22 protein-coding genes are annotated in these 23,486 nt (G+C 71.0%); 11 read left to right on the forward strand and 11 right to left on the reverse strand.

The genetic code is table 11. The features are described 5' to 3' along the window. Positions 1 to 71 precede the first annotated feature (71 nt). Genes U1T56_RS00245 through cobM form a run of 6 tightly spaced genes read left to right on the forward strand, consistent with a single transcriptional unit; the run spans position 72 to position 6,237 of the window. A complete protein-coding gene (locus U1T56_RS00245; RefSeq protein WP_418157418.1) occupies positions 72 to 1,085 on the forward strand; it encodes a sirohydrochlorin chelatase in 1,014 nt (337 codons plus the stop codon). A gap of 14 nt (positions 1,086 to 1,099) precedes the next feature. Further along, positions 1,100 to 1,729, forward strand: coding sequence for a precorrin-8X methylmutase (locus U1T56_RS00250; protein ID WP_418157419.1), 630 nt, complete (start codon positions 1,100 to 1,102; stop codon positions 1,727 to 1,729). Next, a complete protein-coding gene (gene cbiE / locus U1T56_RS00255) occupies positions 1,726 to 2,955 on the forward strand; it encodes a precorrin-6y C5,15-methyltransferase (decarboxylating) subunit CbiE (RefSeq protein WP_418157420.1) in 1,230 nt (409 codons plus the stop codon). The genes U1T56_RS00250 and cbiE overlap by 4 nt, the downstream gene beginning before the upstream one ends. Further along, positions 2,928 to 3,632: a precorrin-2 C(20)-methyltransferase gene (gene cobI, locus U1T56_RS00260; RefSeq protein ID WP_418157421.1), complete on the forward strand. Its 705-nt coding sequence runs from the start codon at positions 2,928 to 2,930 to the stop codon at positions 3,630 to 3,632. Before cbiE ends, cobI begins: the two co-directional genes overlap by 28 nt. Next, on the forward strand, positions 3,629 to 5,428 hold the full coding sequence (cobJ, locus tag U1T56_RS00265; protein WP_418157422.1) for a precorrin-3B C(17)-methyltransferase: 1,800 nt from the start codon (positions 3,629 to 3,631) through the stop codon (positions 5,426 to 5,428). The genes cobI and cobJ overlap by 4 nt, the downstream gene beginning before the upstream one ends. Continuing rightward, positions 5,425 to 6,237, forward strand: coding sequence for a precorrin-4 C(11)-methyltransferase (gene cobM, locus U1T56_RS00270; protein ID WP_418157423.1), 813 nt, complete (start codon positions 5,425 to 5,427; stop codon positions 6,235 to 6,237). The genes cobJ and cobM overlap by 4 nt, the downstream gene beginning before the upstream one ends. Here cobM and U1T56_RS00275 read toward each other — a convergent pair. Together U1T56_RS00275 and U1T56_RS00280 are read right to left on the reverse strand one after the other, a co-directional pair. Next, positions 6,153 to 6,905: a cobalt-precorrin-6A reductase gene (locus U1T56_RS00275; RefSeq protein ID WP_418157424.1), complete on the reverse strand. Its 753-nt coding sequence runs from the start codon at positions 6,903 to 6,905 to the stop codon at positions 6,153 to 6,155. The genes cobM and U1T56_RS00275 overlap by 85 nt on opposite strands. After that, positions 6,902 to 7,993: a cobalt-precorrin-5B (C(1))-methyltransferase gene (locus U1T56_RS00280; protein WP_418157425.1), complete on the reverse strand. Its 1,092-nt coding sequence runs from the start codon at positions 7,991 to 7,993 to the stop codon at positions 6,902 to 6,904. Before U1T56_RS00280 ends, U1T56_RS00275 begins: the two co-directional genes overlap by 4 nt. Positions 7,994 to 8,094: 101 nt before the next feature. Between U1T56_RS00280 and U1T56_RS00285 the strand changes: the two genes are divergently transcribed. Together U1T56_RS00285 and U1T56_RS00290 are read left to right on the forward strand one after the other, a co-directional pair. Next, on the forward strand, positions 8,095 to 9,414 hold the full coding sequence (locus U1T56_RS00285) for a cobyrinate a,c-diamide synthase (protein ID WP_418157426.1): 1,320 nt from the start codon (positions 8,095 to 8,097) through the stop codon (positions 9,412 to 9,414). A 77-nt stretch (positions 9,415 to 9,491) separates the two neighbouring features. Next, a complete protein-coding gene (locus U1T56_RS00290) occupies positions 9,492 to 9,836 on the forward strand; it encodes a hypothetical protein (protein ID WP_418157427.1) in 345 nt (114 codons plus the stop codon). 56 nt (positions 9,837 to 9,892) lie between these two features. On the opposite strand, the gene U1T56_RS00295 is transcribed toward U1T56_RS00290, so the two are convergent. After that, positions 9,893 to 10,492, reverse strand: coding sequence for a PRC-barrel domain-containing protein (locus U1T56_RS00295; RefSeq protein WP_418157428.1), 600 nt, complete (start codon positions 10,490 to 10,492; stop codon positions 9,893 to 9,895). 138 nt (positions 10,493 to 10,630) lie between these two features. Next, positions 10,631 to 11,656 (reverse strand): nicotinate-nucleotide--dimethylbenzimidazole phosphoribosyltransferase, encoded by a 1,026-nt coding sequence (gene cobT / locus U1T56_RS00300; RefSeq protein WP_418157429.1) that lies wholly within the window; start codon positions 11,654 to 11,656, stop codon positions 10,631 to 10,633. A 101-nt stretch (positions 11,657 to 11,757) separates the two neighbouring features. On the opposite strand from cobT, the gene cobS reads away from it, so the two are divergent. Together cobS and cobA are read left to right on the forward strand one after the other, a co-directional pair. After that, complete coding sequence (gene cobS, locus U1T56_RS00305) at positions 11,758 to 12,522, forward strand: adenosylcobinamide-GDP ribazoletransferase (protein ID WP_418157430.1); 765 nt, start codon at positions 11,758 to 11,760, stop codon at positions 12,520 to 12,522. Between the two features lie 62 nt (positions 12,523 to 12,584). Beyond that, a complete protein-coding gene (cobA, locus tag U1T56_RS00310; RefSeq protein ID WP_418157431.1) occupies positions 12,585 to 13,379 on the forward strand; it encodes a uroporphyrinogen-III C-methyltransferase in 795 nt (264 codons plus the stop codon). Between the two features lie 8 nt (positions 13,380 to 13,387). Here the strand turns inward: cobA and asnB are convergent, their stop codons facing one another. The 7 genes from asnB to U1T56_RS00345 form a co-directional block, all read right to left on the reverse strand. Then, on the reverse strand, positions 13,388 to 15,340 hold the full coding sequence (gene asnB / locus U1T56_RS00315) for an asparagine synthase (glutamine-hydrolyzing) (protein WP_418157432.1): 1,953 nt from the start codon (positions 15,338 to 15,340) through the stop codon (positions 13,388 to 13,390). A gap of 259 nt (positions 15,341 to 15,599) precedes the next feature. Beyond that, a complete protein-coding gene (locus U1T56_RS00320) occupies positions 15,600 to 16,967 on the reverse strand; it encodes a glutamate--cysteine ligase (RefSeq protein WP_418157433.1) in 1,368 nt (455 codons plus the stop codon). Positions 16,968 to 17,057: 90 nt separating this feature from the next. After that, a complete protein-coding gene (locus U1T56_RS00325) occupies positions 17,058 to 18,152 on the reverse strand; it encodes a PLP-dependent cysteine synthase family protein (RefSeq protein WP_418157434.1) in 1,095 nt (364 codons plus the stop codon). Positions 18,153 to 18,157: 5 nt separating this feature from the next. Next, positions 18,158 to 18,793, reverse strand: a complete 636-nt coding sequence (parA, locus tag U1T56_RS00330; RefSeq protein ID WP_418157435.1) for a ParA family partition ATPase — start codon at positions 18,791 to 18,793, stop codon at positions 18,158 to 18,160. Positions 18,794 to 18,810: 17 nt separating this feature from the next. Further along, the gene (locus U1T56_RS00335) at positions 18,811 to 19,737 is read right to left on the reverse strand and encodes a 2-hydroxyacid dehydrogenase (RefSeq protein ID WP_418157436.1); all 927 of its coding nucleotides are present in this window, start codon (positions 19,735 to 19,737) and stop codon (positions 18,811 to 18,813) included. Then, complete coding sequence (locus U1T56_RS00340; protein WP_418157437.1) at positions 19,718 to 21,322, reverse strand: M48 family metalloprotease; 1,605 nt, start codon at positions 21,320 to 21,322, stop codon at positions 19,718 to 19,720. Before U1T56_RS00340 ends, U1T56_RS00335 begins: the two co-directional genes overlap by 20 nt. Beyond that, a complete protein-coding gene (locus U1T56_RS00345; protein ID WP_418157438.1) occupies positions 21,319 to 22,059 on the reverse strand; it encodes a thermonuclease family protein in 741 nt (246 codons plus the stop codon). The genes U1T56_RS00340 and U1T56_RS00345 overlap by 4 nt, the downstream gene beginning before the upstream one ends. A 372-nt stretch (positions 22,060 to 22,431) precedes the next feature. Between U1T56_RS00345 and U1T56_RS00350 the strand changes: the two genes are divergently transcribed. Then, positions 22,432 to 23,412: a DUF8189 domain-containing protein gene (locus U1T56_RS00350; RefSeq protein WP_418157439.1), complete on the forward strand. Its 981-nt coding sequence runs from the start codon at positions 22,432 to 22,434 to the stop codon at positions 23,410 to 23,412. The last annotated feature ends 74 nt before the right edge of the window (positions 23,413 to 23,486 follow it).

Here is a 23,486-nt window from a genome sequence, read left to right on the forward strand (position 1 = left end):
GGCCCCATCCTTGTCTCTCTCGGCTGCGGTTGCTAAGCAGGCCGCGCCTCTTTTCGGGAGCACGTGAGAGCATGGGCCGCACCGGTGTGATGATCTGCGGGCACGGCAGCCGCGATGCGGCGGCGTGCGAGGAGTTCCGGCGGGTCGTGGACAAGGTGGCGGCGGCCATGCCCGAATATCCTGTCGCCATGGGCTATCTCGAGTTCGCTCGGCCGATCATCCGAGAAGGACTCGACGCGCTGCGTGCGCAAGGGGTCGATTCCGTGCTGGCCGTGCCGGGCATGCTGTTCGCGGCCGGGCACGTCAAGAACGACGTGCCCTCGGTGCTCAACACCTATGCCGCCGAGCACGGAATCCGGATCGCGATGGGCCGCGATCTCGGGATCGACGGCAAGCTGCTCCAGGCCTCGCGCGAACGGATCGGTGCCGCGCTCGAGCGCGCCGAGGCGGACGTACCTCTCGACGAGACCTGCCTCGTCGTGATCGGCCGCGGCACCTCCGACAGCGACGCCAACGGCAACGTCGCCAAGGTGGCGCGGATGCTGTGGGAGGGCATGGGCTTCGCGCACGCCGAGATCGGCTATTCGGGTGTGGCACATCCGCGCACCGAGGTCGCGGTCGAGCGGACCACACGGCTCGGCTTCAAGCGGATCGTGGTCTTCCCCTACTTCCTGTTCACCGGCGTCCTCGTGCGCCGGATCTACGATGCGGCCGACGCGGTGGCGGCACGGCATCCCGAGGTCGAGATCCTGAAGGCGCACTATCTCGACGACCACCCGCTCGTGGTCGAGACCTTCGTCGAGCGCATCCGCGGGATCGAGGCCGGCGACGTCAACATGAACTGCGGGCTCTGCAAGTACCGCACCCGGATCCTGGGCTTCGAGCGCGATCTGGGGGCGCCACAGGAGAGCCACCACCATCACGTCGAAGGCATCGGCACCGACGCGGATCACCATCATCACCACCATCATCATCACCACGGCGGGTACCACCATCATCACCACGGCCATCATCACCACCACGAGCACGGCCACGACGACCACCATCATGCCCCGGTGAGTCGTGGCAACGGGACCGGGGGCTGAGCCGCCGCGCCACGATGCTGGACTATCTGCGCGATCCGGCCGCGATCTATGCCCGCTCGTTCGAGCTGATCCGGGGCGAGGTGCCGCTCGACCGGTTTCCGCGCCCGCTTCACGGCATGGTGCTGCGCCTGGTCCATGCCTGCGGCATGCCCGAGATCGCGCTCGACCTCGCCTGGAGCGGCGATCCGGCAGGGGCCGGCCGCGCAGCACTCACGGCGGGCGCATCTCTGCTCGTCGATGCCGGCATGGTGGCGGCGGGGATCATGACGGGCCGGTTGCCGGCCGCCAATCCGGTGCGGATGCTGCTGGACGATCCGGCCGCGCCGGCGCTCGCGGCAGAGCTCGGCACCACCCGCTCGGCAGCCGCGGTCGAGCTGTGGCGGCCCTATCTCGAGGGTGCGGTGGTCGCGATCGGCAACGCGCCCACCGCCCTGTTCCACCTTCTGGAGCGGCTCGAATCGTGGCCCGAGCGGCCGGCCGCGATCTTGGCCTTTCCGGTGGGCTTCGTGGGTGCCGCCGAGAGCAAGGAGGCGCTGATCGCGGCCGAAGGCCTGGACGTGCCGTGGATCACGCTCAAAGGCCGCCGCGGCGGCAGCGCTCTCGCCGCCGCCGCCGTCAACGCCCTTCTCGTCGGGCCGGCATGAGCGGACAGCCCTGGCTCACCCTCGTCGGCATCGGCGCCGACGGGCCGGACGGGCTCGGACGCGAGGCGCGCGAGGCCCTGGTCGAGGCCGAGCTGCTCGCCGGTGGGGCGCGGCACCTCGCCATGCTGCCCGAGGACGGCCGGCCGCGGCTCGTCTGGGGCTCGCCGCTCGCCGCGAGCCTCGCCGAGCTTCTGACCCATCGCGGCCGGCAGGTGGTCGTGCTCGCGACCGGCGATCCGCTCTGGCACGGGATCGGGCGGCTTCTCCTGCGCCACGTGCCCTTCCCCGAGATCCGGGTCCTGCCGCACGTCTCGGCCTTCCAGCTCGCCTGCAGCCGACTCGGCTGGGCGCTCGAGGACACGCATCCCTTGAGCCTGCACGGCCGCCCGCTCGAGCAGCTGCGCCGCCATCTCCAGCCCGGCCGGCGTCTTCTGCTCCTCACCTCGGACGGCGCGGCGCCGGCCGCAATCGGCGCGCTCCTGGTCGAGGCGGGCTTCGGCGCCAGCCACGTCGTCGTGCTGGAGGAGCTTTCGGGTCCGCGCGAGCGCGTCGTGGCCACGACGGCGGCAGCCCTGCGCGGCGAGCGCTTCGCCGAGCTCAATGTCGTGGCCGTGACGCTCGATCCGGCGGCACCGGGCCTGCCCGAGATCCCGGGCCTGCCCGACGAGGCTTACGCCCATGACGGGCAGCTCACCAAGGCGGAGGTGCGGGCGGCGACGCTGGCAGCGCTGGCGCCCCTGGACGGACAGCTCTTGTGGGACGTGGGTGCAGGCGCCGGCAGCATCGGCATCGAGTGGCTGCGCTCCGGCCGGAACATGCGTGCGGTCGCGATCGAGCGCGATCCCGTGCGGGCGGAACGGATCGGTCTGAACGCGAAGCGGCTGGGCGTGCCCGAGCTCGAGGTCCGGGTCGGCGAAGCACCCGATGCGCTCGAGAGCCTGCCCCCGCCTGATGCGATCTTCGTCGGTGGCGGGGTCGCAGGCGCTGGGCTTTTGGCCTCGTGCTGGGGTAAGCTCCGCCCCGGCGGCCGGTTGGTGGCGAATACCGTGACGATCGCGGGCGAGGCGGCCCTGCTCGCCTTTCGGGCAGAGCACGGCGGCAGTCTCGTCCGCATCGCCCTCAGCCGGGCCGAGTCCATCGGCGGCCAGCTCGCCTGGCGGCCCGCTTTGCCCGTCATCCAGCTCTCGACGAGAAAGACATGCGTCGCGGCAAGCTCATCGGCTTAGGCGTCGGCCCGGGCGACCCCGAGCTCCTCACGGTCAAGGCCGTGCGAACACTCGAGCGGGCGCAGGCCATCGCCTTCATCGCCGCCGCGGGCCGCACGAGCCGTGCCCGCGAGATCGCGAGCACGTACGTGCGGCCGGGTACCCGCGAGCTGATCGTCGTCATGCCGATGACCCAGGACCCGGAGACCACGGCCCGGGCCTACAACCAGCTCGTCACCGGGGTGATCGGCGAGCTCGGCCAGGGCAACGACGTCGTCTTCCTGTGCGAGGGCGATCCCCTTCTCTACGGTTCCTTCGCGCATCTCATGGCGCGGCTCGGCAACCGGTTCGCGTGCGAGGTCATTCCGGGGATCACCTCGATCACGGCCGCCGCCGCCGCGGCCCAGCTCCCGCTCGGCCTCTACGACGAGCCGATCGCGCTGATTCCGGCGACGGTCCACCCGACGAAGCTCAGGAACATCCTGCAGCAGTGCGACCGGGTCGTGGTGATGAAGGTCGGGCGCCACCTCGAGAAGGTGAAGGAGGCGCTCGCCGCCGCCGGCATGACCGAGAACGCGGTCCTGGTCGAGAATGCGACGCTCCAGGACCAGCGCGTGCGCCCGCTCTCGGTCGTGGTCGAGCAGCAGGTCCCCTATTTCTCCCTGATCATCGCCGGACGGAAGCGCCCCAAGGCATGACCTCCAAGATCGCGATCGTGAGCCTGGGCGCGCGCAGTGCGGCACTCGCCGCCCGGCTGAAGGCGCTCCTGCCCGACAGCACCGTCCATGCCCCGGCCTGTGCTGCCTGCGAGGCGGACGTGCACTTCGCGAAGGCCACGGAGCATATCGGCCGGCTGTTCGTCGAAGGGCGGGCCATCGTCGGCTTGTGCGCAAGCGGCATCCTGATCCGGGCGGTCGCCTCCCGTCTCGGCGACAAGCGGGCCGAGCCCGCGCTCATCGCGGTGGCCGAGGACGGCTCGGCCGTGGTGCCGCTCTTGGGCGGGCATCGGGGTGCGAACGACCTCGCCCGGCGGATCGCAGCGGCGCTCGGCGTTCCCGCCGCCGTCACGACGGCGGGCGACAACCGCTTCGATCTCGCGCTCGATGCGCCCCCCTCCGGCTGGACGCTCGCCAATCCCGAGCACGCCAAGGAGGTCATGGCCCGCCTGCTCGAAGGCGAGCCGGTCCGGCTCACGGTCGAGGCCGGTGACGCCGCGTGGCTCAAGCAGAGCACTCTTCCCTTCGCGGCCGAGGCCGGCATCGAGATCCTGGTGACCCATCGCGCCGTCGCCGGCACGCCCGAACGGCTGGTCTACCACCCGCCGGTGCTGGCACTCGGCGTGGGCGCCGAGCAGGGCGCGCCGGCGGAAGCTCTAGAGGCGCTCGTGCGAGCCGTGCTGGAGGAGCAAGAGCTCGCTCCCGCCGCCGTCGCCTGCGTGGTCTCGCTCGACCTCAAGGCGGCCGAGCCCGCCGTTCACGCCCTGGCCCGGCGGCTCGGCGTGCCGGCCCGCTTCTTCCCGGCCGGGCGGCTTCTCGAGGAGACGGAGCGGCTGAGCGGGTGCTCAGAGATCGTGTTCCGGGAGACCGGCTGCTGGGGGGTGGCGGAAGGCGCCGCCCTGGCCGCCGCCGGGAAGGACGGCCGGCTGCTCGTGCCCAAGCGCAAAGGCGAGCGCGTCACGGCCGCCGTGGCCCTCGCCGCGCGGGCGCTGGATCCTGCCGCCATCGGCCGGCCACGGGGACGGCTCGCCGTCGTCGGCCTCGGGCCCGGCGGGCGGCACTGGCGCACCGAGGAAGCCGAGCGGCTGATTGCCGAGGCCGAGGAACTCGTCGGCTACGGGCTCTATCTCGACCTGATCGGGCCGGCGGCGGCAGGCAAACCCCGGCACGTGTTTCCCTTGGGTGCGGAGGTCGAGCGCTGCCGCTTCGCGCTTGCCCGTGCGGCCGAGGGACGGAACGTGGCGCTGGTCTGCTCGGGCGATCCCGGCATCTACGCGCTCGCCACCCTCGTCTTCGAGCTCGTCGCGAGCGGGACCGATCCGGCCTGGGCGCGGGTCGACATCGTGGTGAGCCCCGGCGTCTCGGCGCTCCAGGCCGCGGCCGCGCGCGCCGGCGCGCCGCTCGGGCACGATTTCTGCGCGATCTCGCTCTCGGACCTGCTCACTCCCTTCGAGGCGATCCTGCGGCGGGTCGAGGCCGCGGCCGAGGGCGACTTCGTGATCGCCTTCTACAACCCCGTCTCGGCCCGCCGCCGCGAGGCGCTGGCAAGGGCACGCGACATCCTGCTCCGGCACCGGCCGCCCGCAACCCCTGTGATCCTCGCCCGCAATCTCGGTCGGCCCGAGGAGAGCCTGCGGCTGATCCGGCTGGACGAACTGGCACCCGAGCTCTGCGACATGCTCACCCTCGTTCTCGTCGGCAGCAGCACGAGCCGGCGCGTGCCACGCCTCTTCGGTGCCGACTGGGTCTACACGCCGCGCGGCTACGAGGTTTCATGACCGTCCATTTCATCGGCGCCGGCCCTGGTGCCCCCGATCTCATCACGCTGCGCGGGCTGAACCTGATCCGAAGCTGCCCGGTCTGCCTCTATGCGGGCTCGCTGGTGCCGGCCGAGGTGGTGGCGGAAGCCCCGAGGGGTGCTCGCGTCCTCGACACGGCTGCCATGCATCTCGACGAGATCGTGGCGGAGATGGCGGCAGCCCATGCCGCCGGCAAGGACGTGGCGCGGGTCCATTCCGGCGATCCCTCGCTCTATGGCGCCATCGCCGAGCAGATCAGGCGCCTCGATGCGCTTCGTATCGGCTGGACGATCACGCCGGGTGTGCCCGCCTTTGCGGCCGCCGCGGCGGCGCTGGGCAGCGAGCTGACGCTGCCCGACGTGGCGCAGTCGGTCGTGCTGACGCGAACGGCAGTGCGCGCCTCGGCCATGCCCGAGGGCGAGAGCCTGAAGGCGTTCGCGGCGACGGGTGCGACACTCTGCATCCATCTCTCGATCAACAACCTCGCCGTGGTCGTGCGCGAGCTGATGCCCATCCTGGGCCCGGACATGCCGGTCGCCGTGGTCTACCGCGCCACCTGGCCCGACCAGCGCATCATCCGCGGCACGCTCGCCACCATCCGCGAGCAGGTGAAAGGCTCGGGCATCACCCGGACGGCGCTCATCATGGTGGGGCGGGTCCTGGGCGAGGCCGCGTTCACCGACAGCCGGCTCTATGCCGCCGATCACACACACGTCCTGCGGCCGAGGACGGCCGCGAGCCAGGCGAGCGCTTCCGGCACCGAGCCCGCGGCCCCCTCGGGCGGCTGAGGCCGGGTCAGCATCGCCACGGGCAGCCGGAGCTCCCGGGCGGCGGCGATCTTGGCGTAAGTGACCTCGCCGCCGCTCGCCTGGACGAAGAGCGCTTGGATCTCGTGCCGCCGGAAGAGCGCCACCTCGGCCTCGACCGGAAACGGCGGCCTGGCCGAGATCCAGACCACGTTCTCCGGCACGTGCTCGGGGCGGGCGATCCCCCGCACGACGAACGTGAAGGCCGTGGCGGCGCCCAGCTCGGGCAGCGCGCGACGGCCGAGGGTCGCGAACACGCGGCGTGCCTGCGGCCGCAGCCATTCCAGACCCTGCGCCAGCGTGTCCACCGCGTGCCAGCGGTCGTCGGGCTCGGGGTTCCAGCTCGCCCGCTGCAGGCGGAACCGCGGCACCCCGGCCGCGGCACAGGCCTTCACCGCGTTCTCGGTGATCCGGGCGGCGAAGGGATGGGTGGCATCGAACACGGCGGCGACACCCGTGGCACGGAGATAGGCGGCGAGCCCCTGAGGGCCGCCGAAGCCACCGCTGCGCATGATCACGCCCTGGACCGGCTCGGCCTCGGTGAGGCCCGCGAGCGAGAGGATGGGGGAGGCCCAGCCGCTGGCCGCCACGGCGCGCGCGAGCACCGCCGCCTCGCCGGTGCCGCCCAGGATGAGGACGCGCGGGCTCACCACGCTGGCGCCCGCCCGACGATCCGACCCTGCCGGTCGACGACGATGACCTCGATCGCCACCTCGGGTCCGGCCACGTCCGAGCTCACGGCGCGTGCCGCCTCGGCGACGAGATCGGCGAGCGGGAACCGGGCCTCGTCCGCGAGCGTCAGAATCTGGTTCCCGGTGTTGGCCTCCTCGATGGCGGCCGCGAGCGGCTCGGGCGCACCCCTGGCGGCGGCGAAGGCGGCGAGGGCCGCATGGTCGAGGCGCGAGCGGGCGGAGTGGAGATCGAGATGACCTTGCGCCAGCTTGGCGATCTTGGCGAAGCCGCCCGCCAGCGAGAGCCGCGGCAGCGGATGGCGGCGGAGATATTTCAAGGTGCCGCCGGCGAAGTCGCCCATGTCGAGGAGGGCGAGGTCGCCGAGGCCGTAGAGCGCCTGCACGGCGCGCTCGGAGGTCGAGCCGGTGGCGGCCGCGACGTGCTCGAGCCCGGCGGCGCGCGCCACGTCGATCCCGCGGTGGATCGAGTGGATCCAGGCCGCGCAGCTGAACGGCACGACGATACCGGTGGTGCCGAGGATCGAGAGCCCGCCCAGAATCCCCAAACGCGGGTTCAGGGTCTTCGCGGCGAGATCCTCGCCGCCGGGGATGGCGATGGTGATGGCAACGTCGGCGGGCTCGCCGGCCGCGGCCGCGGCCTCGGCTACGGTGTCCCGCATCATCCGGCGCGGCACCGGGTTGATCGCGGGCTCGCCCGGTGGGATGGTGAGGCCGGGGCGCGTCACGGTGCCGACACCCGGGCCGGCATGGAACGTGACGCCCGCCCCCCTCGGGTTGCGGCGCACCGTGGCGCGGACGAGGCAGCCGTGGGTGACGTCGGGATCGTCGCCGGCATCCTTGATCACGGCAGCGCTCGCAGCGTCGGGCTCCCGATGTTTCTCCGCGAGCGCGAAGGACGCCGTACCACCGCGCGGCAGGCGGATCGTGACGGGATCGGGGAAGCCCAGGCCGAAGAGGGCGCTGCAGGCGGCACGCGTCGCGGCCGTGGCGCAAGCACCGGTGGTCCAGCCGCGCCGCAGCGGGCGAGCTTCAGGCTCTCGCGTCATTCGGGATTGCCCGCGCGTCCGCCGCCGCTTAGAGCGGGAGAAAGTTCAACGAGGTCGGTCATGGGCGGAGCATACCAGGAAGCCAGGGCTCGGGCAGCCACATGAGCGCACCCGTCGTCATCGTCGCCGCTCCGGCCTCGGGGGCCGGCAAGACCGTGCTCACGCTGGGGATCTTGCGCGCGCTCCGACGGCGGGGCCTGCGCGTCGGCTCGTTCAAGGTCGGCCCCGACTACATCGATCCCGCTTTCCATGCTGCCGCGACCGGCCACCCGGCCTACAACATCGATGGCTGGGCGATGCGCTTCGACACGCTCGCCGCCCTTCTCGAGGACAGCGGACGTGACCGCGACGTGGTGATCGGCGAAGGGGTCATGGGCCTGTTCGACGGTGCCGCCGACGGCACGGGCTCGACCGCCGATATCGCGGCACTCTTCGGCCTGCCGGTGGTGCTGGTCGTCGACGTGACCGGAATGGGTGCCTCGGTCGCTGCGCTCATCGACGGATTTCGCCGCCACCGGGAGGACGTCGAGGTGACGGGCGTGGTGTTCAACCGGGTCGGCAGCGAGGGTCATGCCGACCTTTTGAGCCGCGCCTGCTTCGAGCATCTCTCGACCCCGATCCTGGGCAGCGTCCCGCGCGAGCGTGCGCTGAGCCTGCCGAGCCGGCATCTGGGGCTGGTCCAGGCCGTGGAGCATCCCGATCTCGAGACCTTCCTCGAGGCGGCCGCCGATCTCGCGGAGGCGAGGCTCGACCTCGAGCGGATCCTGCGCGTCGCCCGGTCGCCCAGCGTGTCGCTGCTCGGCCCCGATGCCCGGCCGCTCCCGCCTCTCGGCCAGCGCACCGCGGTAGCGAGCGATGCCGCCTTCGCCTTCGCGTACCCTGCGATCCTCGACGGCTGGCGGCGGCAGGGGATCGAGCTTCTGCCGTTCTCGCCGCTCGCCGACGAGACCCCGGACGCGGCCGCGGATGCGGTCTATCTGCCGGGTGGCTATCCCGAGCTGCACGCGGCCCGGCTCGCCGGCAATGCCCGCTTCCTCGCGGGTCTGCGCGCGGCCGCGGCCCGGGGTGCGTTCCTCTACGGCGAGTGCGGCGGCTACATGGTCCTGGGCCGCACCCTCGTCGACCGGGAGGGTACGGGCCATGCCATGGCGGGCCTCCTGCCGGTGACGACGAGCTTCGCGGCGCCGAAGCTGCACTTGGGATACCGGCAGGCCGAACTCCTCTCCCTCTGCCCGCTCGGCGTCATCGGGGCGGGCTTTCGCGGGCACGAGTTCCATTTCGCGAGCGAGGTCGAGCGCATGGGGCCGCCGCTGTTCCGCACCCGCTGCGCGCGCGGCCGCGATCTCGGCGAGCAGGGCTGCCGGGTCGGACGGGTGGCGGGCTCGTTCCTGCATCTGATCGATCGCGTGCAGGCCTCCTAGCGGGACGGAACGCGGACCGTCGCCCGCCCGTTCGTCGGGACAGCACGCACGCCGACATCCCGACACGGGAGGTGCAGATGACACGCGACCGATGTTTCGTCGCAGCGATGCTCGCCGCCACCGCGCTGCTGGCTCTGCTGCAGCCGGCTGCCGCTCTGGCGCAGCCCACCCCGGCCGAGCCGGCGCCGAACACGCAGACGACACCGCCCGAGAAGATCGAGCCCGGCCCGCCGACGGACGGCTCGCAAGGCAACGGGACGCTGGGCGAGCAGCTCGACCAGAGCCACGGGGTGATCAAGCCGCCCGAAGGCGTGGACCCTGGCCTCGTGCAACCGCCGCCGGTCCCGCCGGCCAACACCCCGATGCCGGTGATTCCACCGCCCGGCACGCCGCAGAACCAGCCGAACGTGCAGCCGAAATAGCGGATCGGCCGCCTGCGGGCGGCCGACCTCCACGAACGCTGTGTATCCGCGCACCGTTACCGGTTCATCCAGTCGTGGATGGTGCCCGAGGGATCGAGCTTGCTCCAGCCGCTCTCCTCGTAGGGCTGCATGCTGTTGATCTGGTCCTTGGTCATGCTCGTGGTGAGCTTGTTGTCCGTCCCCATGTGGAGCTGGTCGAGCGGGATCGCGACCTTGCGCTCGCCGATGCCGAGGAAGCCGCCGACACCGATGACGGCCGCCGCCTGCTTGCCTTCCTTGCTCATGACGACGTTGTCGATCTCGCCGATCTCCTCGCCATTGGGCCCGTAGACGTTCTGGCCGACGATCTGCTCGCCCTTCATGTTGTAGAGCGGGTTGTCGACGGCGGTCGTGGTGGCGGGGCTGGTGTTCGACATGGTGCCGGTATCACCGGCGGCGGTGTCCGCACCCTGCGTACGCGTGCCGGTAGCACCCATCGTGTCGTGGGTCGTGGACGGCGCGGTCGTGCCCACGGTGGGGCTGGTCGACATGCCGGACGCGCCGGGTGCCGTCGCCGCGGCCGGCGGATTCGTGGCGCCCGATTGCTGCTGGGCCAGGGCAAGGCCCGGCACGATCAGGGTCAAGGCCAGCGCCGTCGTGGTCAGCTTCGCGCGCATCGGTAAGCTCCTTGATGATGACCGTTGTCGCCGGCACGTTGCCGGCCTTCGCGAAAGCTAATCCGTCGGAGCGTGACAGGTTCCGAACGTCTCCCCGGCATCACGGCGCCGTGCCGAACATGCGATAGTTCTTTCCGATCAGCGCTTGCGGCTGACCCCGGCACTCTCGAAGGTGGCCATGCCGTTGTGGCAGGCGACCGCCGCGCGAACGAGCTGCAGCGCCACCGCGGCCCCCGAAGCCTCGCCCAGCCGCATGCCGAGCTCGAGCAGCGGCCGCTGGCCGATCCGGTCGAGCAGCCGCCGATGGCCCGGCTCGGCGGAGCAGTGGCCGGAACGACAGTGCTCGATCGAGGCCGGGTCCAGCGCCTGCAGGACGGCGGCGGGCACGGTGCTGGTGAAGCCATCGAGGATCACCGGGACCCGCCGCAGCCGTGCGGCCAGGATCGCGCCCAGCATCGCCGCGAGCTCGCGGCCGCCCACGTAGCGCAGGACCTCGAGCGGGTCCTTGAGCGCTGCCCGATGCCGGTCGAGAGCGCCCTGGATCACTTCCGCCTTGTGCGCGACCCCGCTCGTATCGAGCCCGGTACCGGGGCCGGTCCAGGCCGTGGCGGGCTCGCCGTAGAGCCCGGCGGCGATCGCCGCGGCGGCGGTGGTGTTGGCGATTCCCATCTCGCCGATCGCGAGCAGGTCGATATCCTCCGGTACGGCCGACAGGCCGATATTGAGAGCCCTGACACATCCCGCCTCGCTCATGGCGGGCCGGCGGGTGAAGTCGTGCGCCGGCCGGCCCTGCCCCACCGGGATCACCTGCAACTCGGCGCCCGCGAGCCGGGCGAGCTGGTTGATCGCCGCCCCGCCCGCCTGGAAGTTCAGCACCATCTGATCGGTGACCTCGGCGGGATAGGCCGAGACCTTGTGCTTCGCGATCTCGTGCCAGCCGACGAAGACGAGGATCAGTACCCGGTCGAGCCGGGGCGGATGGCGCCCCTGCCAGGCCGAGAGCCAGCATGTCAGCTCCTCGAGCCGGCCCAGGGCGCCGGCGGGCTTGGTGAGCTCGGCCTCGTGGCGGCGGCAGGCTTCGGCCGCAGCCGTATCGGGCTGCGGGAGCTGCCGGACGAGGGAGCGCAGATCGTCGAAGCTGGAAACCGGGGTCAGGGTGCTCACCGCTGCAACGCCTCGAAGGATGTGCCTATAGTCGCGCGCGTTCTTGCCAAGCGCCCGCGCGCCTGTCGAGGTGGCCGAGGCCCCCGCACGCGGAAACGGGCATGCATGAGGTGCGTCGATTCGTGCTGCAGGATCTGAAAGTTGCCGCTCTGTTCCTGACCCGCTTCCCGGTGCCGATGGATGGCTCGGTGACGATGCGGGATCTCGCCCGTGCCGTCTACGCCTTCCCGGTGATGGGGGCGGCGGTGGGCCTGCTGGGCGGGCTCGGTTTCATGGTCGCATCCTGGGTGGGCCTGCCCTCGCTGCCGGGTGCTTTGATCGCCCTCGTGTGCATGATCGTCGCCACGGGCGCCCTCCACGAGGACGGGCTCGCCGACACGGCGGACGGGCTGGGCGCCGGCCCCGACCGCGAGAAGGCGCTCGCCATCATGCGCGACAGCCGGATCGGCAGCTACGGCGCCATCGCGATCATGCTCTCGCTGCTCGGGCGCCTGATGGCGCTCGCACCCATGTGGGACCCGAAGCTCGTGACCGCCGTGCTCGTCGGTGCCGGCATGACCTCGCGCGCGATGATGCCGGTCGTCATGCTGCTGCAGCCGAGCGCCAAGGCCACCGGGCTCGCCGCCGAGGCCGGCCGTCCGGATGCGCCCAGGGTCGCGATCGGCCTGGTCGTCTCGGTGCTCGCCTGCCTCGTCCTCCTGCCCATCCACTTCGCCCTGCCGGCCCTCCTCTCGGCGGCGCTCGCGGCTCTGCTGCTCGCCACCTGGCTCGGGCGGAGGTTCGGCGGTTGCACCGGCGACACGCTGGGCGCCGTGCAGCAGGTGGGCGAGCTCGCCTTCCTGTTCGCGATCGTCTCGCGCCTCTAGCTTCCAGAAGCGCCATTGCCGGCATCCCGGCTTCGGGCTAAGCGGAGGCCATGGCTCATCCCATGACCGCTTCCGCCTCCGGTGCCAAGGGCATCGTCTACCTCGTCGGCGCCGGCCCCGGCGATCCCGAGCTCATCACGCTGAAGGCGGCTCGGCTTCTGCGCGAGGCCGAGGTCGTGGTCTACGACCGGCTGGTCGGCCCCGGCATCCTGGAGCTGATCGGCCCTTCCGCCGAGCGGATCTATGTCGGCAAGGAGCGCGCCAACCACATCATGCGCCAGGCCGAGATCAACGCACTCCTGGTGCGCCGTGGCCTGCGCGGCCAGCGCGTCGTCCGCCTCAAAGGCGGCGATCCTCTGATCTTCGGCCGCGGCGGCGAGGAGATCGAGGCCCTCGCCGAGGCGGGCGTGCCGTTCGAGGTGGTGCCGGGTGTGACCGCCGCCGCCGGCTGCGCCGCTGCCACCGCGATCCCGCTCACCCATCGCGACCATGCGCGCACGCTCGTTCTCGTCACCGGCCACACCAAGGACGGCGAGCCCGAGCTCAACTGGCAGGCCCTGTGCCAGCCGGGCCAGACGATCGTGTTCTACATGGGGCACAAGGCGCTGGACCGGCTCTGCGCCCGGCTGATCGAGCACGGCCTGCCGGGAGCGCTGCCCGCGGCACTCGTCGAGAACGGCACGCTGCCGAGCCAGCGCGCGATCCGCGCCACCCTCGCCACGATCGCCGCCGAGGTCGAGCGGGCGACGCTGCAGGGGCCCGCCCTTCTGATCGTGGGCGAGGTGGTGGCGTTCGCGGATCTCGCGCACGTCGCGGCAGCGGCCGGAGCGCTGCACCACGCCCAGGAGCTGCGCTGAGGCAGCACTCAACCAGCCTCCCAGCGCTCGCGCCAGAGCTGGAAGACGAGGATCGACCAGACGAGATTCTGGTTGCGGTCCCAGCCCGTCCGAAGCTGCCGCCAGGCCCTGGCCACCGCCTCGGGCCGCCAATATCCCTCGCGACGGAGCCGGGCCGGATCGAGGAGCGCCTCCGCCCAGTCGCGCAAGGGCCCCATGAGCCACTGCCGCAGCGGCACGACGAACCCGGCCTTGGGCCGCTCGGTCAGTGCGCACGGCACGTGCCGATCCAAGATCGCCCGCAGCAGGCGCTTGCCGCCTTCGGGGCCGACCAGCATCGCCGGCGGCAGGCTCCAGGCGAAGGCGCCGACCCGATGGTCGAGCAACGGGCTGCGCGCTTCGAGCCCGACCGCCATGCTGGCCCGATCGACCTTCGTCAGCACGTTGTCCGGCAGCCAGGTGACGTAATCGAGGAGCCGGATGGCGCGGAGCGTCTCCTCGCCGCGAAGCCGCAGCACGGCAGCGTCGGCCGTGCTCGCCACCCGCCCGGCGCCCACGATCAGCCCGGCGGGATCGGCCAGCCGCTGCCGCTCGCGCTTGAGGTAGAGGTCGAGCGGGCCGCGCGCACGCAAGCCCCGTGCCTCGCGCAGGAGCCAGGCTCCCAGAGCGGGCCCGTCCTCGGTACGCAGCCGAGGGCGGACCCGGTCGAGCAGCCAGAGCGAGCGGCCGAGCAGCTCGGCGCCGGTCGCCTGGACCGAGCGCCACCAGTGGCTGCGCCGTGCCAGATTCCGCCAGCGCCGCTCGGCGTTCGGATAGTAGCGGTAGCCCGCGAACAGCTCGTCGCCGCCGTCGCCGGTGAGCGCCACCGTCACGTGCTGCCGGGCCAGCCGGCAGACGAGCGCGGTGGCGAGAGCCGAGTTGTCGGCGAAGGGCTCGTCCCAGAGGTCGGCGAGCCGCGGCACCAGCGCCAGTGCGTCCGCAGGCGACATGTAGAGCTCGGTGTGCTCGGTGCCGAGATGCCCGGCCACGGCGCGCGCGTGCCCGGCCTCGTCGTAGTCCTTCTCGGCGAAGCCGATCGTGAAGGTGCGCACGCGCCGGTTGCTCTGCGCCTGCATCAGGGCCACGACCAGCGAGGAATCGACCCCGCCCGAGAGCAGCGCCCCCAACGGCACGTCCGCCGCCATCCGCTCGCGGACCGCGAGCCGGAGAAGATCCTCGAGCCGCTCCACGGCCTCCGCGAAGCTGCCCCGGAACGGGGCATCGCGTCCGGCCAGGCAGGCGGCGAAGGCGCTCCAGTAGGCGACCGGCTCCGCCATCCGGTCATCGGGGCTCGTCAGGGTGAGCGTGGTTCCGGGCAGAAGCTGACGGACGTCGCGATAGATGGTCCGAGGTGCCGGTACCCAGCCATATTGCAGGTAAAGGCCCAAGGAATCGCGGTCGATCTCGCGCGCGAAGCCCGGAAAGGCATGCAGCGCCTTGAGCTCGGAAGCGAAGAGGAGATGGCGACCGGACCAGCCGTAATAGAGCGGCTTCTTGCCGGTTCGGTCGCGGGCGAGCGTGAGCGTACGCGCCTTCCGGTCCCAAAGAGCGAAGGCGAACATGCCCTCGGCTCGCTCGAGCGCCGCCGCGGCACCCCAGCGCTCGATGGCGGCGAGCAGGACCTCGGTGTCGGAGCGGCCGCGGAACACGCCGCCTCCGGCTTCCAGTTCCCGGCGCAGGCTCGCGACGTTGTAGATCTCGCCGTTGTAGCTGAGGACGAGCCGGCCGGAAGCGGACAGCATGGGCTGACGGCCCAGCGGCGACAGGTCGAGGATGGCGAGGCGGCGATGGCCGAGGGCCAGGCCTGCGGCCTCGTCCACCCAGACCCCGCCATCGTCCGGCCCGCGATGGTGCAGCGCTGCCGCCATCCGTCGGACGTTCGCCGCCTGCAGCTCCGGAGGAACCTGCCGTCCCCCTACCCAATAGCCGCAGATCCCGCACATCGCCGCTCGTTCCGCCTTGCGCCCCGGTCGCGAGTAAAGCGATGCCGCTGATAATCACAAGGCGAAAATGATCGGAAGCATGCCAGCTCACGCGCTTGCCGGCCTCCGTCGCTGCCGGCACGGAGCCCTTGAGCGTCTCGGTCGCGATCACGCGGGGTCCGGCAGGGTGCTTGCCGTGGAGCACGCTCCGGTCGTCGAGGAGCACGTGACCGGATCCAACGTCCGCCCGAGCCGGCCGTTCCGCCACGGCCGGTTCGCCTCAGAAGGCGAACTCGCGGAACACCGGATCGACGCTGCCGCCCCAGGCCTCGTGGAACCGCGCGAGCTTCTCCTCGGCCGGGGTGCAGCCGTCGGCCGCGATCTGCTCGAGGCGAACGAGATAGCGGGTCTCGTCCTGGCCGTCCCAGTCGATCCGTGCGCGCGTCTTGAGGCCGACCTTGGCGATCGCCACCACCTCCTTCGCGAGCTCCTGCAAGGGTCGTCCGCGGAACGGGGTGGCGAGCGCCGTCCGCGGCACCTCGGCCCGCAGGTAAGCGTGATCCTCGATCGTCCAGTCGCGCACGAGCTCGTCGGCGGCAGCGAGTGCCGTATCGTCGTAGAGGAGCCCGACCCAGAGTGCCGGCAGCGCGCACAAGGAGCGCCACGAGCCCGCGTCGGCGCCGCGCATCTCGAGATAGCGCTTGAGCCGGACCTCGGGGAACGCCGTGGTCAGATGGTCGGCCCAGTCGCTCATGGTGGGCCGCTCGCCCGGCAATGCCGGCAGCCTGCCTGCCATGAAGTCGCGGAACGACTGGCCGCTCGCGTCGATGTAGCGACCGTCGCGGTAGACGAAGTACATCGGCACGTCGAGGACGTAGTCGACGTACCGCTCGAAGCCCATGCCGGGCTCGAACACGAACGGCAGGATGCCGGTGCGGTCGGGGTCGGTATCGGTCCAGATGTGGCTGCGGTAGCTGAGATAGCCGCAAGGCCGCCCTTCCACGAAGGGCGAGTTCGCGAACAGCGCGGTCGCAATCGGCTGCAGCGCCAGGCCGACGCGGAACTTCCGGACCATGTCGGCCTCGGACGCGAAGTCGAGGTTGACCTGGACCGTGCAGGTGCGGAGCATCATGTCGAGCCCGAGCTTGCCGCGCTTGGGCATGTACTCGCGCATGATCTTGTAGCGGCCCTTGGGCATCCAGGGGATGTCCTCGCGGCGCCATTTGGGCTGGAAGCCCATGCCCAGCATGCCGATGCCGAGCGGGTCCGCGATCTTCTTCACCTCGTCGAGATGGGTGTGAACCTCGCAGCAGGTCTGGTGCAGCGTCTCGAGCGGTGCTCCGCTCAGCTCGAACTGGCCGCCGGGCTCGAGCGTGATGTTCGAGCCACCCTTGGTGAGCGCGATCGGGTTGCCGTTCTCGAGCACCGGGTTCCAGCCGAACCGGCCGGCCAGGCCCTCGAGAAGGACGCGGATGCCGCGCGGGCCGTCGTAGGGCAAGGGACGGAGATCCTCGGCCGTGAAGCCGAACTTCTCGTGTTCGGTGCCGATCCGCCACGCCGCGCGGGGCTTGCACCCCGCCTCGAGATACTCGACGAGCTGGCGCTTCTCGGCGATCGGCTCACCCTTGCCGCTCGGAGGTGCCGACATGGGATCTCCCCTCGAAACGTGACGTGACGGCCCGAAGCCGCAGCGTCGCGCTGATAGCGCGCCGCCGCGGCCGCGACAACCGGCGTGCCATCAAAGCGCCCCCTGGACCGGGGCAAGCCTCCCTTCCACGAAGAACCGCTCGAGACGCTCCCGATCGGCGGCGATGTCGAGGCTCTTCGCCCGAAGCCAGCCATCATCGAAGCAGCTCGCGAGGTAACGCTCGCCGGGATCGCACAGGAGGGTGACGATCGAGCCGGTCTCGCCCACCTGCACCATCTCGCTGATCAGGACGGCGCAGCCCCAGAGATTGGTGCCGGTCGAGCCGCCGCAGCGCCGCCCGAGCCGCTCGCTCAAGACCCGCATGGCGGCGATGCTCGCCGCATCGGAGACGGCGATCATCCGATCCACGATCTCGGGAATGAAGGAGGGCTCGACCCGTGGCCGGCCGATGCCCTCGATGCAGGAGCCGGGGCCATCCAGCACCGCGACGCTGCGGTCGGCGAAGTAGCGGTGGAAGACCGAGCGCTCGGGATCGACGACGCAGAGCTTCGTAGGCAAGCGGCGATAGCGGATGTAGCGGCCGATCGTGGCCGAGGTGCCGCCGGTGCCGGCCCCGCAGACGATCCAGCGCGGCACCGGCGCCGGCTCGAGGCGCATCTGGGCGAAGATCGATTCGGCGATGTTGTTGTTGCCGCGCCAGTCCGTGGCGCGCTCGGCGAAGGTGAACTGGTCCATGTAGTGGCCGCCGGCCTCGGCCGCGAGCCGGCGGCTCGTCTCGTAGACCTCGGCCGGGTGGTCGACGAAGTGACAGCGGCCGCCCTGGAACTCGATCTGCGCCACTTTCTCCTGCGAGGTCGAGCGCGGCATCACTGCCACGAACGGCAGGCCCAGGAGTTTCGCGAAATAGGCTTCCGAGACCGCGGTCGAGCCCGAGGAGGCCTCGACGATCGTGGTCTTCGGGCCGATCCAGCCGTTGCAGAGGCCATAGAGGAAGAGCGAGCGGGCGAGGCGGTGCTTGAGGCTGCCGCTGGGATGGGTCGATTCGTCCTTGAGGTAGAGGTCGATTCCGGGACAGGCCGGAAGCTCCAGGCGGATCAGGTGCGTGTCGGCCGAGCGCGTGATGTCGGCCTCGATCCGGGCGATCGCCTCGTGCACCCAGGCGCGGTCAACGATTCTTCCGTCCATCGTTCTCAGCCAAGCCGTCGCACGATGTCCTCGGCGAGGCTCCTGACCTCCTCGGCGGCAGCGCTCCTGGGCTCGCTCTCGATGACGCCGAGCCCTTGCGCGATGGAACTGACGAAGGCCTGCCGATTGCCGAGCTGGCAAGCGAGCGCCTCGGCGCCGAATTCACCGATGGCGGAGCGCGCTTCCTCGACCGAGCGGCCGCGCGGCGGCACGCGGTTCAGGACCAGCGCTACGGGCCGCCGCTCCTTCACGGCCTGATCCAGCGTGGCCTTGCTCGCCCAGATGTCGAGCGTGCTCGGCTGACAGGGTATGAGTACGAGATCGGCGTTCCTGATCGCGGTCCTGGCGTCGGTCTCGGTGTGGGGCGGGGTGTCGACGACGATGAGCTCGGCCTCGCGCTTCAGGCGGTCGAGTTCGACCCCGAGCCGCCAGCCGCCGATCATCGAGAAGCGCAGCTCGGGGGCCTCGCGCTGGCGGTGCTCGCGCAGCCGCATCCAGCCCGTGAGGCTCGCCTGCGGGTCGATGTCGACCACCGCCACCCGGTGACCGCGCGCCCGCAGGGCCGTCGCGAGCTGGATCACGAGCGTCGTCTTGCCCGCCCCCCCTTTCTGCTGGGCCACCGTGATCACGGCCGGTCGCATCGCGTTCCCCTCGCCTCTCAATAGCCGCGCGCGCGGTCGACGACGTGGAGGAGCGGCCGGCCCTCGCGCAGCCGGCGATAGTTCTCGGCCACGAGCTGGGCGGCGCTCTCGGGCAGACCATAGCTCGCGGCGTGCGGCGTCACGTCGATCGCGGGATGCCGCCAGAACGGGTGGTCGGGCGGCAGGGGCTCGTCCTGGAACACGTCGAGGCTCGCGTGCGCGAGCTGCCCGCGGTCGAGCGCCTCGATCAGGTCCCGCTCGACGAGATGGGCGCCACGGGCGACGTTGACGAGACGCGCGCCCTTGGGTAGGCGCGCGAACAGACGGGCGTCGAGAATGCCTCTGGTCTCGGGTGTCAGCGGCAGAAGGCAGACCAGAATCCGGGTCTCGGCCAGGAACGCGTCCAGGCCCGCCTCGCCCGAGAAGCAGGCGATGCCTTCCAGGCGCTTTTCCGTGCGGCTCCAGCCGCGCACCGAGAAGCCATGACCGCGGAGCGTGCGGGCGGCATCCTCGCCCAGAACGCCCAGGCCCATGATCCCGACCGTGGTGGCCGAAGGCGGGAGCGGCAGATGGAGGCGCCAGCGCGCCGCACGCTGCTGCCCGGCATAGACGTCGAGTCCACGATGATACTTCAGCGCCTGTAGGAGCACGAACTCGCTCATCGTGCGGGTGAGCGAGGGGTCGACCAGCCGGCACAAGGGAACATCGGGCAGGGTGGGATCGGCCAGCATGGCGTCGACCCCGGCCGCGAGCGAGAGGATGGCCTTGAGGTTGGGCAGGCTGCGGAGCAGTCCCGGCGGCGGCTTCCAGACGAGCGCCGCGTCGATCTCGGCAAGGTCGCCCGTCTCGGGCCAGACCCGGTAGTCGAGATCCGGGAGATGCCGGCGCAGCTCCCTGCCCCAGCTTTCGGCGTCGTCGTCCAGACTATAGAACAGCAGCGCCATCGCGCCCGCTTCCCCTGCCCGTCACCGTCGCCGCGTTGTGGCCCGTTTGCGGCGACGGCGCAAGGCGCGGCTCGAGCCCGGCTACGGGTGCGGGGGCACGTTTGAGGATCTTGACCTCGTCGCCCGGCCGGAGATCGCGGCCACGGTCGAGGCCGTTCAGAAGGATGAAAATGCCGCGCGGGTCCTGCTCGACGTCCATCTGGCGCGCGAACGTGTCGATCGTGTCGCCGGCCCGGACCGGCACGATCTCGACGCGCAAGGGCCGCAGCGTCGCCGCCTCGGCCGCCGAGAGCGGGCGGAAGCTCTCGAGGCTCGCGCCGAAATCGTCGACGTCGCCGCGGGTGAGCTGCGCGGTCTTGGCGTAGAGGAAGCGGTAGACCTTGCCGTCGGGCGCGCGCACGGCCGCGAACATCGCCATCGCCGGCTTCTGGTTGACCACGACCTGGCCGAAGCCCACGGCGGCCTCCTGACCGTTGACCGAGAGGGATTGCAGGTCCTGCAGCCGCTGGCGCGTCACCCACTCGTTCTGGAGATAGGATCTGAGATCGGCGCTGCGCGGCTCCGGTGCCATGTCGAAGATCATGAACCGGCCGCGCTGGTCCCGGCCGATCACGGCCGCAGGGGTGTTCTTGAGCGTGAAGCCGTAAGGAGCCTCGAACGCGATCCGGAGCTCCGGATGCGCGAACCGCCGTCCCTGCACGACGCCCTGCGCCGGGTCCTCGCCCCAGATCATGCCGTCGATCGCGGCGAGGAAGTCCGGGCGATTCTCCTGCCGGGCACCGGGCTGCTCGGCGCTCACCGCCCGGACAGCGGCCATGATCCGGTCCGGCGTGCGCGGATGGCTCCTGAGCCAGTCCGGCACCGCGGCGCCGGCCTGCCCGTGCGCCGCCTCGAACCGCTCGTTGGCCTCGAGCGCTTCCAGGAAGGTCGCCATGGCGGCGGGGTCGTAGCCGGCGCGGCCGAGATAGCGGATGCCGAGCTGGTCGGCCTCGAGCTCCTGCTCGCGCGAGTAGCCCTGCACGTAGGCCGTGGCCAGGGTCTGCGCCCCCTGCCCGACGCCGCGTGCGATCATCTGGCCGAGATCGCCGCCGACATAGGCACCGGCGACTGCACCGAGGAGCGTGCCGAGCAGGGCGCCGCCGGTCGCGACCTGCGCCCGGTCGTAGCGCTGGGCGGTGTGGCGCGCGGTGACGTGGCCGATCTCGTGCCCGAGCACGCCCGCGAGCTCGGCCTCGTTGTTGGCGAGAGCGAGCAGGCCGCGGGTGACGTAGACGTAGCCGCCCGGCAGCGCGAAGGCGTTGACGATGTCGCTGTCGAGCACGGTGAAGGTGAAGTTCTGATCCGCGAGCTCGGAGGCGTTCTTCACCCGGTTGCCGACCCGCTCGACATAGGCCTGGAGCTTCGCGTCGCCGTAGCGGCCGCCGAACTCGGCCAGCGCCTTCTTGTTCTCCTCCGCCCCGATGCGCTTCTCGTCCTCGGGCGTCATCGAGGTGTACTGGATCTCGCCCGTGGCGGGGTTGCGCACCTCCATGCAGGCCACGAGCGCCGTTGCGGCCAGGAGCAGGCCGAAGAGCTTCCTTCTCATTCCACGACCTCGATCTGGGCGGGGTGCTCGAGCTCGATCATCGGTCCGTTCGCCTCGAGCAGCCACCCGCGCACCAGAAGCTCGCGCCCGACCAGCCGGTCGAGGTCGAGCCCCTGCCGCGCGAAGCGGCGCGCATCCTCGAGATCCGCCCGGACCGTGAAGTCGCGCCGCCAGTCGCGGCCAAAGTTCACATAGACGAACGCCCTGGCCCGCGTCACGCCCTGGACACGCCCGCGCACGAGCACGTAGCGCCCGACCGGAGCCTCCACCCGCCCGGCCGGAAACGGGCCGATTTCGCCTCGCGCCCACACCCCGCGATTGGCCGCACGGGCCTCGTGCTCGAGTGCCAGCAGGGCAGCCAAGGTGGCATCCGGCACGTCGGAGGCCGGATCGACCACGGCGAGCCCCGCCCGCACGAGCTCGCCCTGAAGCCAGCCACGGCCCAGCACCTGCGCCCGCAGCCGGCCGTGCCGATCCGCGGGCGGCGCAGCCGGCTCGAGCCGCACCTCCTGGCCGAGCACGGCGCCGAGCACCGTATCCGGCCCCGCCTCCGGCGGCACCAGGACGCCGGCGAGCCGGACGCACCGCCCGTCGTCGAGCCGCAACTCCTGCAGTCCGACGAGGGTCGCCGCCGCGACCGGGGCGGCCTCCTCTGCCCCGGGGTCATCCGGCGGCATGGGCCAGCCGAGCAGGGCCAGCGCGACCCCGACCCGCAGCATCGCTCCGATCGTCGGCATCCGTTGCACCCCCATCATGGCCGGGCGTCGCCCTCGTTATAGGGCCGCCGCTGGCGGAGCGACAGCCGGCCTTGCGGCCGTCGCTCCCAGAGCGCGGGCGTCCATCAGGGTTCGCCGCTCGCCGATCCATCCGCATCCGCCTCATCGCCGAAATCGAGATACAGATGCGACTGATCTTCGATCAGCAAGGCACGAAACCTCTATGCCAATTCATGGCAGATGCTGAGATCACCTATGAGCTAATATTATTGGAATCCTTCTCATGGGCAGGTCGATCTCGCCGTCTTCCCTCTGGATTGCAACGACCTCGCATGATATTTTGCTACATTGATTTGTCCTCGTGCGACGTGTGAGCAGCCGCGGCTAGCGGTGATGTTTGCGCGGACGTCGATCCTCGCTGGCATTGAAGACAGGAAGAGGAGAGTCGAGGTGCAGGGTTTAAATCGCAGAAATCTTGCCAAGATGCTGGCAACGGCCTCGGTATTGGCCCTGGTGAGACCCGATCAGGCCGCAGCACAGTTGCAATGGACTGGCTGGAGCCAAATCCCTGGTGGCGGGAGGACTCCCAGTGCACCCGCTGCCGTCACCTACCGGGGTCGCCTCTACACGTTCGTGCAGGGCACCGACAATCGCATTTATCTCAATGTTCTGTCTCGCACCGTCTGGAGCGGCTGGAGCGAGGTCCCCGGCGGAGGGCTGACCCTCTCCGGTCCTGCGGCCGCCGTCTATCGCGGCATCCTCTACCTGTTCGTGCGGGGCACCGACAACCACATCTATGTCAACGCCCTGCTCGGCACCGTTTGGACCGGCTGGAGCGAGGTCCCCGGCGGAGGGCTGACCCCCGACGCGCCCGCTGCCGTCACCTACCGGGGTCGCCTGCATCTGTTCGTGCGCGGCACCAACGACCACATCTATACCAACATCCTGTCCGGCACGAGCTGGAGCGGCTGGAGCGAGGTCCCCGGCGGAGGGCTGACCCTCTCCGGTCCCGGTGCTGCCGTGTATCTCGGCATCCTGCATCTGTTCGTGCGGGGCACCGACAACCGCATCTACGTCAACGTGCTGTTCCGCACGTTCTGGAGCGGCTGGAGCGAGGTCCCCGGCGGAGGGCTGACCAGTTCAGCCCCTGACGCGGTCGTCTACCGGAACCGCTTGCGCCTGTTCGTGCGGGGCACCGACAATCGCATCTACATCAACCTTCTGTTCCGCACGTTCTGGAGCGGCTGGAGCGAGGTCCCCGGCGGAGGGCTGACCCTCTCCGGCCCCGCTGCCGCCGTCTACCGGAATCACCTGTACCTGATCGTGCAGGGCACCGACCAAGCCATCTACGTCAACGTCTACGGGGAGCCGTGACCTTGTATCATGACCGCTGGCAACGGCGGTCCCGTCGTCCGGCGTGCCGCCGCCGCGCGGATGGAGCTTTCCCG

Source organism: Benzoatithermus flavus, from assembly GCF_037908215.1.
Taxonomy (GTDB): Bacteria; Pseudomonadota; Alphaproteobacteria; order Geminicoccales; family Geminicoccaceae; genus Benzoatithermus; species Benzoatithermus flavus.